Raw genomic sequence first — 16220 nt, 5'->3', positions numbered from 1 at the left:
ATAAAGCATCAGAAAGACGGTAGACGCCGCGGGAGTCCGTGAACCCCCACTCGCCGTAAAAAAGTGCCAGCAATTTTTCCAGTTGCTCATCCTGAGACAGGAGCTGGCTAATTTCTTCCTGCGCCAGACTGACCAGACGTTCCAGTTCGTCGTAGACAAACTGCGTGGGAAAATCCAGACGAATCATCTCTGACGCCAGGATCATGCCATCACACAGCGGCGCATTGTTAAATTCGAAATCAGCTAACGACCTCATGACTTACCCCAGTAACGGTATTTTTGTGGTGGCGAGTTTAATGATGATGTACAGCACCACCAGCGCCAGCGGGAAAGCGATAAAACGCGCCTGCTGGCTGCGCGCCTGACGATAATCAAGCGCAATAAAACCCAAAACGATGTAGATGATAACGCCAAACAGTTTTTCAGTCAGCCATGAGCCCGACTCCGTGAATGGCAGGATGTGCGTTTTAACGATTAACCCAATACCGCTAAGCAGTAACAGGGTATCTATGACGGGAGGCACGATTCGTGTCCAGCGCGCGGCGGCCAACGCATGGCCGCAATAGCGCCACCAGTAACGAGCGACAAACAAACTGACGGAGAGCGCAACACAGATAAGATGAAGCGTGAGCAACATTGCAATTGTCATGGCGTAAAACGTCCGCAGGTCACGCGTTCATTGCCACCATAATCACGACACGTTTCTACATCCGAGTAACCAGACCGCCTGAAAACCGCTCTTACCGCTTCGCCTTGTTGCCAACCGTGTTCCAGCAGCAGGAAGCCGCCGGGCGTTAACATCTGGCGGGCGTTATCGATAATATGCGTAAGATCCGCCATACCGTTTTCGTCCGCCACCAACGCCGAGCGCGGTTCAAAGCGTACATCGCCTTCGCTAAGATGCGGGTCCTGCGCGTCAATGTAGGGCGGATTGCTGACAATCATGTCGAACTGCTGCCCCGATAGCGCGCTGAACCAACAACTTTGCAGTATACGCACATTCCGGATAGCCAAATGTTCCGCGTTGCGTATCGCCAGCGCAACCGCATCAGGCATACGATCGACCGCAGTCACCTCGCAATCCGGTCGCTCGCAGGCCAGCGCCAGCGCAATCGCGCCGGTTCCGGTGCCTAAATCCAGAATACGACAGGTTTTGACCGGCAATCGCGCCAACGCCTGTTCCACCAGACATTCGGTATCCGGGCGCGGGATTAGCGTGGCGGGTGAAACGAAGAGCGGCAGCGACCAGAATTCGCGTAAGCCCGTCAGGTACGCAATAGGTTCGCCCTGTTTACGCCGCTGCAACAGATCCGCGAGCTGTTGTTGCTGGACGTCGGTAAGCGGCGTTTCGCCAAAGGCCATGATATACGTCCGCCCCTTGCCCGTTACGTACTCAAGCAGGATCTCGGCGTCGCGCCGGGGGCTGTCGCTGTCCCGGAGCTGGTTTACCGCCTCATGCAGCCAGTGCTGAAAATCCATTATTCCTGCTCGGACAATGCGGCTAACAGGTCAGCCTGATGTTCCTGAACAATCGGCTCAATCAGCATATCCAGCTTACCTTCCATCGTTTCATCAAGGCGATATAACGTCAGATTAATACGATGATCGGTCACGCGCCCCTGGGGGAAATTATAGGTCCGGTTACGATCGCTGCGATCGCCGCTGCCAAGCAGGTTGCGGCGCGTTGACGCCTCGGCCTGCTGGCGTTTTGCCGTTTCGGCGGCGTGAATGCGCGCCCCAAGCACCGAGAGCGCTTTCGCTTTGTTTTTATGCTGCGAACGCTCGTCCTGGCATTCCACCACGATGCCGGTCGGCAAGTGGGTAATACGGATAGCGGAGTCGGTGGTGTTAACGTGCTGACCGCCCGCGCCGGAAGAACGAAACGTATCAATGCGCAGATCCGCCGGGTTAATATCCGGCAGCTCGGCTTCCGGCAGCTCCGGCATCACGGCGACGGTACAGGCGGAGGTATGGATACGCCCCTGCGACTCGGTCGCCGGAACACGCTGTACGCGGTGTCCGCCGGACTCAAATTTCAGTCGGCCATACACGCCGTCGCCGCTGATTTTGGCGATGATCTCTTTATAACCGCCATGCTCGCCTTCGCTCATGCTCATGATCTCCACGCGCCAGCGGCGCGCTTCGGCATAACGGCTGTACATGCGGAACAGATCGCCGGCAAACAGCGCGGCTTCGTCGCCGCCGGTGCCGGCGCGAACCTCAAGGAACGCGTTTCGTTCATCGTCCGGATCTTTCGGCAGCAGCAGTACCTGTAACTGTTGCTCCAGTTGTTCGCTTTTTTCTTTCGCTTCGCGCAGTTCTTCCTGCGCCATTTCTCGCATTTCAGGATCGTCGAGCATCATCTGAGCCGTCTCGATATCGTCCTGAACCTGTTGCCAGTCCGTAAAACAGCGAGAAACGTCGCTTAATTGCGCATATTCGCGCGACAATGCGCGAAAGCGGTCCTGGTCGGCGATAATTCCCGCATCGCCCAGCAACGCCTGAACTTCCTCATGGCGTTCGTGCAGGGCTTCCAGTTTGGCAACGATAGAAGGCTTCATAGGCGTAAATTCACCCTGTAAAAAAGTGTGGTGTGTGCTGCTACTCCAGCCCGAGGCTGTCGCGCAGAATATTCAGGCGTTCGTCATCCCCGTCACGGGCAGCCTGTTGAAGTGATTTCGTTGGCGCATGAATCAGGCGGTTGGTCAGTTTCCATGCCAGATCCTGCAAGATGGCTTGCGCATCGCCGCCCTGTTGAAGGGCCGACAGCGCTTTGGTAGTCAGTTCGTCACGAATCTGCTCCGACTGACTACGGTATTCCCGAATGGTCTCGCTGGCCCCCTGGGCGCGTAGCCAGGCCATAAACTCGCTGGCTTCCTGCTCAACAATCGTTTCCGCTTCCACCGCCGCAGCCTGACGCTGCGCCAGATTATGCGAAATGATGCTCTGTAAATCATCGACGCTATAAAGATAAGCGTTCGCCAGTTTGCCGACTTCCGGCTCAACGTCGCGCGGTACGGCGATATCCACCAGCAGCATCGGCTGGTTGCGACGGCTTTTTAATGCGCGCTCCACCATACCTTTACCGATAATCGGCAGCGGGCTGGCGGTCGAACTGATGATAATATCGGCATCCTGCAAACGGGCGTCGATATCGCTGAGCGAGATAACCTCGGCGCCTACCTCATCCGCCAGGGCTTGCGCGCGCTCGCGGGTTCGGTTGGCGATAATCATCTTTTGTACTTTATGCTCGCGCAGGTGACGCGCCACCAGTTCAATAGTTTCGCCCGCGCCAACTAACAGTACAGTGACCGTCGAGAGCGATTCAAAGATTTGGCGGGCGAGCGTACAGGCGGCAAACGCGACGGAGACGGCGCTGGCGCCGATATCGGTTTCAGTCCGCACTCGCTTGGCGACGGAAAACGACTTCTGAAACATTCGCTCCAGCGCGCTGGCGTTAAGGTGGCCTTTCTGCGAATCCGCAAACGCTTTTTTCACCTGACCGAGGATTTGCGGTTCGCCCAGCACCAGTGAATCCAGACCGCTGGCGACGCGCATCAGGTGGCTGACGGCGTCATTGTCCTGATGCCAGTACAGACTGTTGCGCAGATCGTCCTCGTTCAGGTTATGGTAATCGCATAACCAGCGGATCAGCGCTTCCTGCAGGTTATCCTGCTCTTCCACGCTCAGATACAGCTCTGTACGGTTACAGGTTGACAGCACGACCCCGCCCTGCACCATTGGCTGCGCAAGCAGGCTGTCCAGCGCCTGATCAAGCGTGTCCGGCGAAAACGTTACGCGTTCTCGCAGCGATACAGGTGCCGTTTTATGGTTAATACCGAGCGCTAAAAGGGTCATGTCTGCGGGAGTAGTACCAGCGTTGATATGGTTAGTCTGCTTGCATCATACAGGATGCGCGTGGTCAATAAAAGAGAGAGCCCCCTTTTGGAGTAATTGGCAGCGCTCGCTAATTTGATGATTTAAGACAACTTGAAAGTAGACGATGTCACCAGGCGGCGCTAGCATTAAAGGCTATAACTGTAACCGATAGCAAAAATTTGCCGAATCGCGGCGCGAACGTTTTTACAGCCTGCAGGTTCAGTTTTCAGGCCTGATAAGCGTAACGCCATCAGGCAATTATTGCACCGTATCACAAGGATTCGTCATCACTATGACCCTGCCCGATTTTCGCCTGATTCGTCTACTGCCGTTAGCAAGCCTGGTTCTCACCGCCTGTACGCTTCCTGGGCATAAAGGCCCGGGCAAGAGCCCGGATTCCCCTCAGTGGCGCCAGCATCAGCAAGAGGTGCGTCATCTGAATCAATACCAGACGCGCGGCGCCTTTGCTTACATCTCAGATGATCAGAAAGTCTATGCGCGCTTCTTCTGGCAACAGACCGGACAGGATCGCTACCGCCTGCTGCTTACCAACCCGCTGGGCAGCACCGAGCTGGAGCTTAACGCCCAGCCGGGCAACGTCCAGTTGGTGGATAACAAAGGCCAGCGTTATACCGCCGATGACGCCGAAGAGATGATCGGCAAACTCACCGGGATGCCGATTCCGTTAAACAGCCTGCGGCAGTGGATCCTCGGTCTGCCTGGCGATGCCACCGACTACAAACTGGACGACCAGTACCGCCTGAGCGAAGTGAACTACCGCCAGGATGGTAAAAACTGGAAAGTGGTTTACGGTGGCTATGACAGCAAAACGCAGCCTGCCATGCCTGCCAATATGGAGCTTTCAGACGGCAGTCAGCGCATTAAGCTGAAAATGGATAACTGGATTGTGAAATGATGACCCATTGGCCTTCTCCGGCAAAATTAAATCTGTTTTTATATATCACCGGACAGCGTGCAGACGGCTACCACACGCTGCAGACGCTGTTTCAGTTTCTGGATTATGGCGACACACTCCACATCAAACCGCGTCACGATGGCGAAATCCATTTATTAACGCCGGTAACCGGCGTTGAAAATGAAGACAATCTGATCGTCCGCGCCGCGCGGCTGTTGATGAAAGCCGCCTCGGAGAGTGGGCGCCTGCCCGCCGGAAGCGGCGCGGATATCAGCATTGAGAAGCGCCTTCCCATGGGCGGCGGTCTGGGCGGCGGCTCATCTAACGCCGCGACCGTTCTGGTGGCGCTCAATCATCTTTGGCAATGCGGGCTTTCCATTGATGAACTGGCGACGCTCGGCCTGACGCTCGGCGCCGACGTCCCGGTCTTTGTTCGTGGCCACGCCGCGTTTGCCGAAGGCGTAGGCGAAATATTAACGCCAGTGAACCCGCCGGAAAAATGGTATCTGGTCGCGCACCCTGGCGTAAGCATTCCGACACCGGTTATCTTTAAAGATCCTCAATTGCCGCGCAATACGCCAAAAAGGTCAATAGATACGTTACTAAAATGTGAATTCAGCAATGATTGCGAGGTTATCGCAAGAAAACGTTTTCGCGAGGTTGATGCGGCGCTTTCCTGGCTGTTAGAATACGCGCCGTCGCGCCTGACTGGGACAGGGGCCTGTGTCTTTGCTGAATTCGATACAGAGTCTTGTGCTCGCCAGGTGCTTGAGCAAGCCCCGGAATGGCTCAATGCTTTTGTGGCGAAGGGTGTCAACCTCTCCCCATTGCATCGAGAGTTACTCTAACGTATTCGGGTTTCAGGAAGATGGCGAAATGACGAATCGCCGGTCATATATGCCGTATTTGACCGGTGTGAGGCATCGATACCAGCGCACATGAAACGTGAATGAAGACGAGTAAGCCGGGCAAGCTGAGCTTCGGTGACAACGTCACCTTGTTCCAGACGTTGCATCGCGCTCTTTAATACACCGCCTGGATAGGATTTTGCCTGGCCCGCACAGTTTTCGGCAGATTCTTTCCACCAATGGACGCATGCCTGAGGTTCTTCTCGTGCCTGATATGAAGCTTTTTGCTGGTAACGCCACCCCGGAACTAGCACAACGTATTGCCAACCGCCTGTACACTTCTCTCGGCGACGCCGCCGTAGGTCGCTTTAGCGACGGCGAAGTCAGCGTACAAATCAACGAAAATGTACGCGGTGGTGATATTTTCATCATCCAGTCCACTTGTGCCCCAACCAACGACAACCTGATGGAATTGGTCGTTATGGTTGATGCCCTGCGTCGTGCTTCCGCAGGTCGTATCACCGCCGTTATCCCCTACTTTGGCTATGCACGTCAGGACCGTCGCGTACGTTCCGCCCGTGTGCCGATTACCGCAAAAGTTGTCGCTGACTTCCTGTCCAGCGTCGGCGTTGACCGCGTTCTCACCGTAGATCTGCATGCTGAACAGATCCAGGGCTTCTTTGACGTTCCGGTTGATAACGTGTTCGGTAGCCCAATCCTGCTCGAAGATATGCTGCAACTGAATCTGGATAACCCGATCGTGGTTTCCCCGGATATTGGCGGCGTGGTTCGTGCCCGCGCTATCGCTAAGCTGCTGAACGATACCGATATGGCTATCATTGATAAACGTCGTCCGCGCGCGAACGTTTCTCAGGTGATGCACATCATCGGCGACGTCGCTGGCCGTGACTGCGTGCTGGTTGATGATATGATCGATACCGGCGGTACTCTGTGCAAAGCAGCAGAAGCATTGAAAGAACGTGGCGCTAAACGCGTGTTTGCCTACGCGACGCACCCGATCTTCTCAGGCAATGCGGCAAACAACCTGCGCAACTCCGTCATTGATGAAGTCGTTGTCTGCGACACCATTCCGCTGACCGACGAAATCAAAGCGCTGCCGAACGTGCGTACCTTGACCCTGTCAGGTATGCTGGCCGAAGCGATTCGCCGTATCAGCAACGAAGAATCGATTTCCGCCATGTTCGAGCATTGATCGAACCCGGATCTGAAACCCGCTGCGGCGGGTTTTTTTGTCTGTAACACCCTTTTGTATGACTTATGCCTCCTTCACCTGCCATTTAGTTGACAGATGATGCGCTCATGGATGAAACATTATTGTGAACAAATTATTTTCCTCACATGTGATGCCTTTCCGCGCTCTCATCGATGCTTGCTGGAAAGAAAAATATACCGCCTCCCGGTTCACCCGTGATGTGATAGCCGGGATCACCGTCGGGATTATTGCTATCCCGCTGGCGATGGCGCTGGCAATTGGCAGTGGCGTTGCGCCGCAGTATGGCCTCTATACCTCCGCTGTCGCCGGGATCGTGATCGCGCTAACCGGCGGCTCGCGCTTTAGCGTTTCCGGCCCTACCGCCGCGTTTGTGGTGATTTTGTATCCGGTGTCGCAACAGTTTGGTCTGGCGGGCCTACTGGTCGCCACGCTGATGTCGGGCTTCTTCCTGATCCTTTTCGGCCTGGCGAGACTGGGGCGATTGATTGAATATATCCCGGTATCGGTCACGTTGGGTTTTACCTCAGGGATTGGTATTACCATCGGTACCATGCAGATTAAAGATTTTCTTGGTCTGCAGATGGCACATGTGCCAGAGCACTATTTGCAGAAAGTCGGCGCGCTGTTTATGGCGTTGCCCACCGTCAATATTGGCGATGCCGCCATTGGCGTGGTAACGCTGGGAACGTTGATTTTCTGGCCGCGTCTCGGTATTCGTCTGCCAGGACATCTTCCCGCGCTACTGGCCGGTTGCGCCGTGATGGGGATCGTTAATCTGCTGGGCGGCAATGTGGCGACTATCGGCTCACAGTTCCATTACGTTCTGGCTGACGGCACTCAGGGCAACGGCATCCCGCAGCTCCTGCCGCAACTGATGCTGCCGTGGAGTCTTCCTGGCTCCGATTTCACGCTAAGCTGGGATTCACTGCGCGCGCTGCTGCCAGCGGCCTTCTCGATGGCAATGCTGGGGGCAATCGAATCATTGCTCTGCGCCGTCGTGCTGGACGGCATGACCGGCACCAAACATAAAGCTAACAGCGAACTTATCGGCCAGGGGCTGGGGAACATGGTCGCGCCGTTCTTTGGCGGCATCACCGCCACCGCCGCGATTGCCCGCTCTGCCGCCAACGTCCGCGCTGGCGCGACCTCTCCCGTCTCGGCGGTAATTCACGCTATCCTGGTCATTCTGGCGCTACTGGTCTTAGCCCCGCTACTCTCCTGGCTGCCACTTTCCGCGATGGCGGCGCTACTGCTGATGGTGGCATGGAATATGAGTGAAGCCCATAAAGTGGTGGATCTGTTACGCCATGCGCCGAAAGACGACATTATCGTTATGCTGCTGTGCATGTCATTAACGGTTCTGTTTGATATGGTCATCGCCATCAGCGTGGGGATTGTCCTTGCTTCCCTGCTGTTTATGCGCCGTATTGCGCGAATGACTCGACTTGCGCCGGTCAATGTCGATGTGCCTGAAGATGTGCTGGTGCTGCGTGTTATCGGTCCGCTCTTTTTCGCCGCGGCGGAAGGGCTGTTTACCGACCTTGAGTCACGTATTAAGGGCAAACGTATCGTCGTTCTGAAATGGGACGCAGTGCCTGTACTGGATGCAGGCGGGCTTGATGCTTTTCAGCGTTTTGTGAAGCGTCTGCCGGAGGGTTGCGAATTGCGTATCAGTAACCTGGAGTTCCAACCGCTGCGCACAATGGCGCGTGCCGGTATCAAACCTATTCCTGGGCGTCTGACCTTCTTCCCGAACAGGACGGAGGCGTTAGCGGATTTACTCAGTTAATGGACAATGCCCGGTGGCGATAACGCTTACCGGGCCTGAACCGGTTAGCTATGACGACGATTGTCGCTACGGCGGCAACGTTTGTCATAGTGACGTACCCACCAATATTTGTCGCTCACCTGCTCATGCCCCCCTACACGAGCCCCCGCCAGCCAAAGAACTGCACCGACAAAAATGCTCAGTATTGCGCCATGCGCAAAAAATTGCGGCAAATTAAACTGCGGCAGTTGGTTTAAAATAGAGTAACCCACGCCGACAACCATCACGACCAGCCCCAACCCCATCAGCACGTTACCGAATAACGAAGCGTTTTTGCGTTTCATATGTCACCTCCGGAACTTTTGGGTTGTTTTTAGGAAATCCCCCTAAACTTTGTGTGTAAAGTATAGACAACACTTCCGTTTGTAAGTGCGGCCGTGATCACAAATGTAAAGTTTCATTTAACAAAACTTTACAAATAACACACTGAACAGTTTACATTTTTAATAATCAATGCTGGCAATTATTTAATTTACTTCAGAGTGTCGCTGTGTTTTGTCAAGCGGGCAGACAGACAGTAAACTACGCGCCAGTTATGGATCTACTCAGGACAAAAAACGTGGCAATTAAATTGATTGTTGGTCTGGCGAATCCCGGTGCGGAATATGCCGCGACGCGACACAATGCAGGCGCATGGTACGTCGATTTACTGGCGGAGCGCCTGCGCGCACCGTTGCGTGAAGAGCCTAAATTCTTTGGCTATACCTCACGCATCACGCTGGAGGGGGAAGATGTTCGCCTGCTGGTACCCACCACGTTCATGAACCTCAGTGGTAAAGCAGTTGGCGCAATGGCCAGTTTTTACCGTATTCAGCCGGACGAAATTCTGGTCGCTCACGACGAGCTGGATCTCCCCCCGGGCGTGGCGAAATTTAAACTTGGCGGCGGCCACGGCGGCCACAATGGTCTGAAAGACATCATCAGCAAGCTGGGCAATAATCCCAACTTTCACCGCTTACGCGTTGGAATTGGTCATCCTGGCGATAAAAATAAAGTTGTTGGTTTCGTGCTGGGTAAACCCCCTGTTTCTGAACAAAAATTAATTGATGAGGCCATTGACGAAGCGGCACGCTGTACGGAAATGTGGTTCAAAGAGGGTTTGGCCAAAGCAACAAGCCGTTTGCATACCTTTAAGGCGCAATAACCAGTGATGTGCGGCATTTTTGCCGCACGCCGTGTATAATAGGCGAAGTTATTTCCATTTCTGCAATCTGTTTCCTATAACAGGTTGATTATTAAGATATTAAGGTGAGTTAAATCATGGGATTCAAATGCGGTATCGTCGGTCTGCCCAACGTCGGGAAATCCACCCTGTTCAACGCGCTGACAAAAGCCGGTATTGAAGCGGCAAACTTTCCGTTCTGCACTATCGAACCGAATACCGGTGTCGTGCCGATGCCCGATCCGCGTCTGGACCAGTTGGCTGAGATTGTTAAACCGCAACGCATTCTACCAACCACGATGGAGTTCGTGGATATCGCCGGTCTGGTAAAAGGCGCGTCCAAAGGCGAAGGGTTGGGTAACCAGTTCCTGACCAATATCCGTGAAACCGAAGCTATCGGTCACGTGGTTCGCTGCTTTGAGAACGACAATATCATCCACGTGGCGGGTAAAGTAAACCCGGCAGAAGATATTGATGTTATCAATACCGAACTAGCGCTGGCTGACCTCGATACCTGCGAGCGCGCTATCCATCGCGTACAGAAGAAAGCCAAAGGCGGCGATAAAGACGCCAAAGCGGAACTGGCCGCGCTGGAAAAATGCCTGCCGCACCTGGCCGAAGCGGGGATGCTGCGTTCGCTGGACCTGACGGATGAAGATAAAGCGGCTATCCGTTATTTAAGCTTCCTGACGCTGAAGCCGACGATGTATATCGCTAACGTCAATGAAGACGGTTTTGAAAATAACCCGTATCTGGACCAGGTTCGCGAAATCGCTGCGAAAGAAGGTTCGGTCGTGGTTCCGGTGTGTGCCGCCGTCGAAGCTGATATTGCTGAGCTGGATGATGACGAGCGCGACGAATTTATGGCTGAACTGGGTCTGGAAGAGCCGGGGCTGAACCGCGTTATTCGCGCAGGTTATCGTCTGCTGAACCTCCAGACCTATTTCACCGCCGGGGTGAAAGAAGTTCGCGCATGGACGATTCCGGTTGGCGCAACCGCGCCGCAGGCGGCAGGTAAAATCCATACCGATTTCGAAAAAGGCTTTATCCGCGCCCAAACTATCGCCTTTGACGACTTTATTACCTATAAAGGTGAACAAGGCGCGAAAGAAGCCGGTAAGATGCGAGCGGAAGGGAAAGATTACATCGTTAAAGATGGCGATATAATGAACTTCCTGTTCAACGTCTAAATAACATTTGTTGTCTTATGAGGTTTTACTGAATCTCATAAAAGCGGTAAAACCCTATAAAATCCATGCCATTGCGTGGATTTTATCTTTTATAGTATCTCAGATGAGAGCGTAGAAACGCGGCTAAAAATGAGCCTTTTAGAAGAGCTGGAAATTCATCTTTCGATAAAAGGTTAGATAGCGCTGAAAGTAATGCAACTCACGACAGTTGTGTAAGTTACTTAGAGCCTATTCCAGTAGGCGTAATTGTTGAAGCCAGTTTGGGGCCGGCCAGCGCGCAGAAACCGGAGCGTACACGTAGTACGTGAGGATTTTGAGCACTGCCCGGTCCCAAAATGGCGAATAAAATAGCCTAATGGGACAGGCTCTTATACGATGAGCTAAATAATCATTTTATAATAGCCTCTAATGTCTTTCATTCATCTGTAAAATCAATGCGTTAAATTAACGCAGAGCTAACAGGGTAAGTTCTTTTCTTAATTACCAGTCGACATTCACTGTATGATTATAAAAAGGATGCTGGTCCTTTAGCGGCGTCTCATAACTTGGGAGCGCATCATAATGATCTTTTCCCTGAACGGAATACCTTCCCGCTTCGATATCAAAACGATGTTTGAGCCATCCCGCAACATGACTTGCGAAAGCTTCTTTTCTTCTTAATGGCCAATCAACAGAAGCCAAATTAACATCTAATAAGTACCGCCCTTCTTTATTAACCTCGATCATTCCAGCCTGCAGTAACGCCCGTACCACCTGGGATTGGTTATCATGAATCCAGACCCAGGCATTTCCAAATTCCATTGCATAATTATCATTTAAAAAATCTTTTTTTGAATATAATTCATTTACATAATCATTGATAGAATCAGCATAATTTTTTACTTTAGATGCAGATAAATCAAAAAAAGATTCAAATTCAAATGTATTATCATTAATACAGGACAGTAACGCACCCGGTTCCGAGAGCTGGGTCCATGATTGTAAACTCTCTACAGCTATAATGAATTTGAAAGTATTTCTTCCAATGATACCCCGGTCAATTAAAGTTAAAATATCGTGAGCTACGGTAGGGATATCTTCTGCAAACGGGACGATTATTCCCGCACCATTTATTTCGCTTGATTTAAAATCAAACCCTGGAGTGCTTTCAATGTTTTCCGGAATACCATACTCTTTAATATGATTAAGGAAACCTTTAATATCACCACGATATGGCCATCGCCATTCGCGCTCATGCGTCCAGTCAACCTTACCCGGAACATAAGTAACATATCTATATTGCTCAATCAAAGGAAGAGCAGTTTCATCAAGAATACGTTCCCCGTTTCTGCCTTGCGAGTATCGAGCATTGTTATGCTGATCCAACCCATATATGACTGGCCTTGCCCCATAATTAAACATTTGCTCTTTAGGTAAAACAATTGCATATAAACCGATTTTTTCATTTCGTTCTAATCGGCGAACACCAGTTTCTAAATAAGCTGCAATCGGCATATCTGTAAAGCATACCACCGGGGAGTCACCATATACGGTTCGTTGCCCATTTCGGTATGACCAGGACGAGAAAATTTTATGACTGCGTAAAGATAATCGAAGTAAATATTTAGCATCAATGAAACAGGCGTGGTGCTGATTATTAAAACCACAGTGTTCAGGCAAATAAATATGGCTACCGGTCTCTAAATCAACGTCCCGAAAAAAATGAATCAAATAATCGGACAAGTCAAATCTGATGTTATTTTTCATGGGACGCCCTCTTTCAAACAGTCTCTTTTTTGCATTCCTTTAAAACCAGCACCACCATTTTATATAAAAATCATCACGAAGTATGCTTCTTTTAACGATGACATCAAATCCTCCCTCCTTTTGCGTCAACTTACGTATCCCTGAAATGGCGAGACCAGGCGAAATCTACCCGAGGTTGCTCACTGAAAACCTCATCCTGGAACAAGCTCAACCGTCCTTCCCCGCCACGGCCCTTTCGCCGAAAAACCGATAATGGGTATAAATATACCGCTATAAGCTATACCCACACACTTCACATTGTTTCTTATCGTTAATCAGATACGCTTTTTTCACATTATTTCTGGCGATATACGCCGGTGCAAAGTGAATCGGGCTCGTTTCCGCGCTCTCGCGTAACACAATGATTTACCTTGCTGGCGGAACGTCAACGGACCCGCAAAAGCGCCTTATGCCCCTGGCGGAGCGTGGTGCAAAAAGGAGAAAAAATACGCGTTATGAATAACGAGGAGACCTTTTATCAAGCCATGCGTCGTAAGGGAGTGACCCGACGCAGCTTTCTCAAATTCTGTAGCCTTGCCGCCACATCGCTGGGTCTGGGCGCCGGAATGACGCCAAAGATCGCCTGGGCGCTGGAGAATAAACCGCGGATTCCGGTGGTCTGGATTCATGGACTGGAATGCACCTGCTGTACCGAATCCTTTATCCGTTCCTCGCACCCGCTAGCCAAAGATGTGATCCTCTCGCTTATTTCCCTCGATTATGACGACACCCTGATGGCCGCCGCCGGCGCACAGGCCGAAGAAGTCTTCGACGATATTACCACTCGCTACGCCGGGAAATACATTCTGGCGGTGGAAGGCAATCCGCCGTTAGGAGAACAAGGGATGTTCTGTATCAGCGGCGGCCGCCCGTTTATTGAAAAACTGAAGAAAGCCGCCGCGGGGGCCAGCGCTATTATCGCCTGGGGAAACTGCGCCTCCTGGGGTTGCGTCCAGGCCGCCCGCCCCAATCCAACCCAGGCAACGCCTATCGATAAAGTGATCACCGACAAGCCGATCGTGAAAGTCCCTGGATGTCCGCCAATCCCGGATGTCATGAGCGCCATTATCACCTATATGGTGACGTTTGATCGTCTGCCGGAACTCGATCGCATGGGCCGTCCACTGATGTTCTACGGTCAGCGTATCCACGATAAATGCTACCGTCGCGCCCATTTTGACGCCGGTGAATTTGTCGAGAGCTGGGATGATGACGCCGCCCGCAAGGGATACTGTCTGTACAAGATGGGCTGTAAAGGGCCAACCACCTATAACGCCTGCTCCTCCACACGCTGGAATGACGGCGTCTCCTTTCCTATCCAGTCCGGTCACGGATGTCTGGGATGTTCAGAAAATGGTTTCTGGGATCGCGGCTCGTTTTATAGCCGCGTGGTGGATATTCCCCAGATGGGTACCCATTCAACCGCCGATACGGTGGGGCTGACCGCGCTGGGCGTGGTCGCGGCGGGCGTTGGCGGTCACGCTATCGCCAGCGCGCTCAACCAACGTAAACGCCACAAACAACAGTTAGCGCAAGCCGAACAACAGCCGGACAATGAGGATAAACAGGCATGAGTAACCAGTATCAAACCCAGGGTTATACCGTTAACGACGCCGGCCGTCGTCTGATCGTGGACCCGATTACCCGCATCGAAGGGCATATGCGCTGCGAAGTGAACATTGATGAGCAAAACGTCATTACCAATGCCGTTTCCTGCGGCACGATGTTCCGCGGGCTGGAGATCATTCTGCAAGGCCGTGACCCGCGTGACGCCTGGGCGTTTGTTGAACGTATTTGTGGTGTATGTACCGGGGTACATGCTCTGGCATCGGTGTACGCTATCGAAGATGCGATTGGTATCCAGGTGCCGGATAACGCCAATATTATACGTAACATCATGCTGGCTACGTTGTGGTGTCACGATCATCTGGTCCATTTTTATCAGTTAGCCGGTATGGACTGGATTGATGTTCTGAATGCGCTGAAAGCCGATCCGCGCGCCACCTCGCAGTTGGCGCAAAGCCTTTCCGCCTGGCCGATGTCATCGCCGGGCTACTTCTTTGACGTACAAAATCGATTAAAGAAATTTGTCGATGGCGGTCAGCTTGGGATATTCCGTAACGGCTATTGGGGACATCCACAGTACAAATTGTCGCCAGAGGCTAATCTGATGGGCTTTGCCCACTATCTTGAAGCCCTCGACTTCCAGCGCGAGATCGTCAAAATCCATACCATATTTGGCGGTAAGAACCCCCATCCTAACTGGATCGTCGGCGGGATGCCGTGCGCGATCAATCTCGATCAAAGCGGCGCGGTCGGGGCTATCAATATGGAGCGCCTCAACCTGGTGCAGTCGATCATCACCCGCACCGCCGACTTCATTAACAACGTGATGGTTCCGGACGCGCTGGCTATCGGCCAGTTCAATAAAGCATGGAGTCAAATTGGCACCGGTCTGTCGGATAAATGCGTGCTGAGTTACGGCGCATTTCCGGACATTGCCAACGACTTCAGCCAGCAAAGCCTGTTAATGCCGGGTGGCGCGGTGGTCAATGGCGATTTTAAGAATGTCATGCCGGTAGATTTGGCCGATCCGCAGCAGATACAGGAGTTTGTGGATCACGCCTGGTACCGCTATCCAGACGATCGGCTGGGGCGTCATCCTTTTGACGGCATTACCGATCCCTGGTACAACCCGGGTGATGTCAAAGGCAGCGATACGCATATCCAGCAGCTCAACGAGCAGGAACGTTACTCCTGGATTAAAGCGCCGCGCTGGCGGGGTCATGCCATGGAAGTCGGCCCGCTTGCCCGAACGCTTATCGCGTACCACAAAGGGGACGCCGCCACCATAGAGTCGGTAGATCGCATGATGTCCGCCCTTAAACTGCCGCTCTCCGGTATCCAGTCTACGCTTGGCCGTATTTTATGCCGCGCGCACGAAGCGCAATGGGCCGTCGGTAAGCTGCAGTATTTTTTCGACAGGCTTATGACCAACCTGAAAAACGGCGACCTGGCCACCGCCAATACCGAGAAATGGGAACCGGCCAGTTGGCCGCAGCACTGCCGCGGCATCGGTTTTACCGAAGCGCCTCGCGGAGCGTTGGGACACTGGGCGTCAATACGCGATCAGAAGATTGAACTCTATCAGTGCGTGGTTCCCACCACCTGGAACGCCAGCCCGCGCGATCCTAAAAAACAGATCGGCGCCTATGAAGCGGCATTGATGGGAACGCAAATGGCGATTCCCGACCAACCGTTAGAAATCCTGAGGACGCTGCACAGCTTCGACCCCTGCCTCGCCTGTTCAACCCACGTGCTCGGCGACGACGGCAGCGAACTGATTGCCGTCCAGGTACGCTAAGCGTTAAGGAAAAG

Annotated in this window: 15 protein-coding genes; 8 read left to right on the top strand and 7 right to left on the bottom strand. The window is 52.8% G+C overall.

Going from position 1 to position 16220, the window contains the following annotated elements; all coding sequences use genetic code 11:
* From ACLD11_RS18975 to hemA, 5 genes are all read right to left on the bottom strand, one after another.
* A partial coding sequence (locus tag ACLD11_RS18975; RefSeq protein ID WP_411011054.1) for a transglutaminase family protein occupies positions 1-256 on the bottom strand: 256 nt, incomplete at its 3' end.
* Positions 257-259: 3 nt separating this feature from the next.
* Positions 260-649, bottom strand: a complete 390-nt coding sequence (sirB2, locus tag ACLD11_RS18970) for an invasion regulator SirB2 (protein WP_000150667.1) — start codon at positions 647-649, stop codon at positions 260-262.
* Positions 646-1479, bottom strand: a complete 834-nt coding sequence (prmC, locus tag ACLD11_RS18965) for a peptide chain release factor N(5)-glutamine methyltransferase (protein ID WP_000347310.1) — start codon at positions 1477-1479, stop codon at positions 646-648. The genes sirB2 and prmC overlap by 4 nt, the downstream gene beginning before the upstream one ends.
* Positions 1479-2561, bottom strand: a complete 1083-nt coding sequence (prfA, locus tag ACLD11_RS18960; RefSeq protein WP_000804703.1) for a peptide chain release factor 1 — start codon at positions 2559-2561, stop codon at positions 1479-1481. Before prfA ends, prmC begins: the two co-directional genes overlap by 1 nt.
* Positions 2562-2601: 40 nt before the next feature.
* Entirely contained in the window at positions 2602-3858 is a 1257-nt protein-coding gene (hemA, locus tag ACLD11_RS18955; protein WP_000173208.1) for a glutamyl-tRNA reductase, read from the bottom strand.
* A 313-nt stretch (positions 3859-4171) separates the two neighbouring features.
* Between hemA and lolB the strand changes: the two genes are divergently transcribed.
* The 4 genes from lolB (at position 4172) to dauA (ending at position 8666) form a co-directional block, all read left to right on the top strand.
* Positions 4172-4795, top strand: coding sequence for a lipoprotein insertase outer membrane protein LolB (gene lolB / locus ACLD11_RS18950; RefSeq protein ID WP_000174484.1), 624 nt, complete (start codon positions 4172-4174; stop codon positions 4793-4795).
* Entirely contained in the window at positions 4792-5643 is an 852-nt protein-coding gene (ispE, locus tag ACLD11_RS18945) for a 4-(cytidine 5'-diphospho)-2-C-methyl-D-erythritol kinase (RefSeq protein ID WP_115285961.1), read from the top strand. The genes lolB and ispE overlap by 4 nt, the downstream gene beginning before the upstream one ends.
* A gap of 265 nt (positions 5644-5908) precedes the next feature.
* Entirely contained in the window at positions 5909-6856 is a 948-nt protein-coding gene (gene prs / locus ACLD11_RS18940; protein WP_001518537.1) for a ribose-phosphate diphosphokinase, read from the top strand.
* Between the two features lie 124 nt (positions 6857-6980).
* A complete protein-coding gene (gene dauA / locus ACLD11_RS18935; protein ID WP_001037188.1) occupies positions 6981-8666 on the top strand; it encodes a C4-dicarboxylic acid transporter DauA in 1686 nt (561 codons plus the stop codon).
* Positions 8667-8710: 44 nt separating this feature from the next.
* Here dauA and ychH read toward each other — a convergent pair whose 3' ends face one another.
* Complete coding sequence (gene ychH, locus ACLD11_RS18930) at positions 8711-8989, bottom strand: stress-induced protein YchH (protein ID WP_000823879.1); 279 nt, start codon at positions 8987-8989, stop codon at positions 8711-8713.
* Between the two features lie 275 nt (positions 8990-9264).
* On the opposite strand from ychH, the gene pth reads away from it, so the two are divergent.
* Both pth and ychF read left to right on the top strand, forming a co-directional pair.
* Complete coding sequence (gene pth / locus ACLD11_RS18925) at positions 9265-9849, top strand: aminoacyl-tRNA hydrolase (protein WP_023176698.1); 585 nt, start codon at positions 9265-9267, stop codon at positions 9847-9849.
* Between the two features lie 116 nt (positions 9850-9965).
* Positions 9966-11057, top strand: coding sequence for a redox-regulated ATPase YchF (ychF, locus tag ACLD11_RS18920; protein ID WP_000505850.1), 1092 nt, complete (start codon positions 9966-9968; stop codon positions 11055-11057).
* A 480-nt stretch (positions 11058-11537) separates the two neighbouring features.
* On the opposite strand, the gene ACLD11_RS18915 is transcribed toward ychF, so the two are convergent.
* On the bottom strand, positions 11538-12803 hold the full coding sequence (locus ACLD11_RS18915) for a DUF4427 domain-containing protein (protein WP_411015253.1): 1266 nt from the start codon (positions 12801-12803) through the stop codon (positions 11538-11540).
* Between the two features lie 494 nt (positions 12804-13297).
* Between ACLD11_RS18915 and hyaA the strand changes: the two genes are divergently transcribed.
* Positions 13298-14416 carry a hydrogenase 1 small subunit gene (hyaA, locus tag ACLD11_RS18910; RefSeq protein ID WP_001058311.1) on the top strand — a complete coding sequence of 373 codons (1119 nt, stop codon included), beginning with the start codon at positions 13298-13300 and terminating at the stop codon, positions 14414-14416.
* Positions 14413-16206 (top strand): Ni/Fe-hydrogenase large subunit, encoded by a 1794-nt coding sequence (gene hyaB, locus ACLD11_RS18905; protein ID WP_000070982.1) that lies wholly within the window; start codon positions 14413-14415, stop codon positions 16204-16206. Before hyaA ends, hyaB begins: the two co-directional genes overlap by 4 nt.
* Positions 16207-16220: the final 14 nt, after the last annotated feature.

The sequence above is a fragment of the Salmonella sp. 741265116_PST genome (genome assembly GCF_046567715.1).
GTDB lineage: Bacteria > Pseudomonadota > Gammaproteobacteria > Enterobacterales > Enterobacteriaceae > Salmonella > Salmonella enterica.
This window is presented reverse-complemented; position numbering and strand designations above follow the sequence as displayed.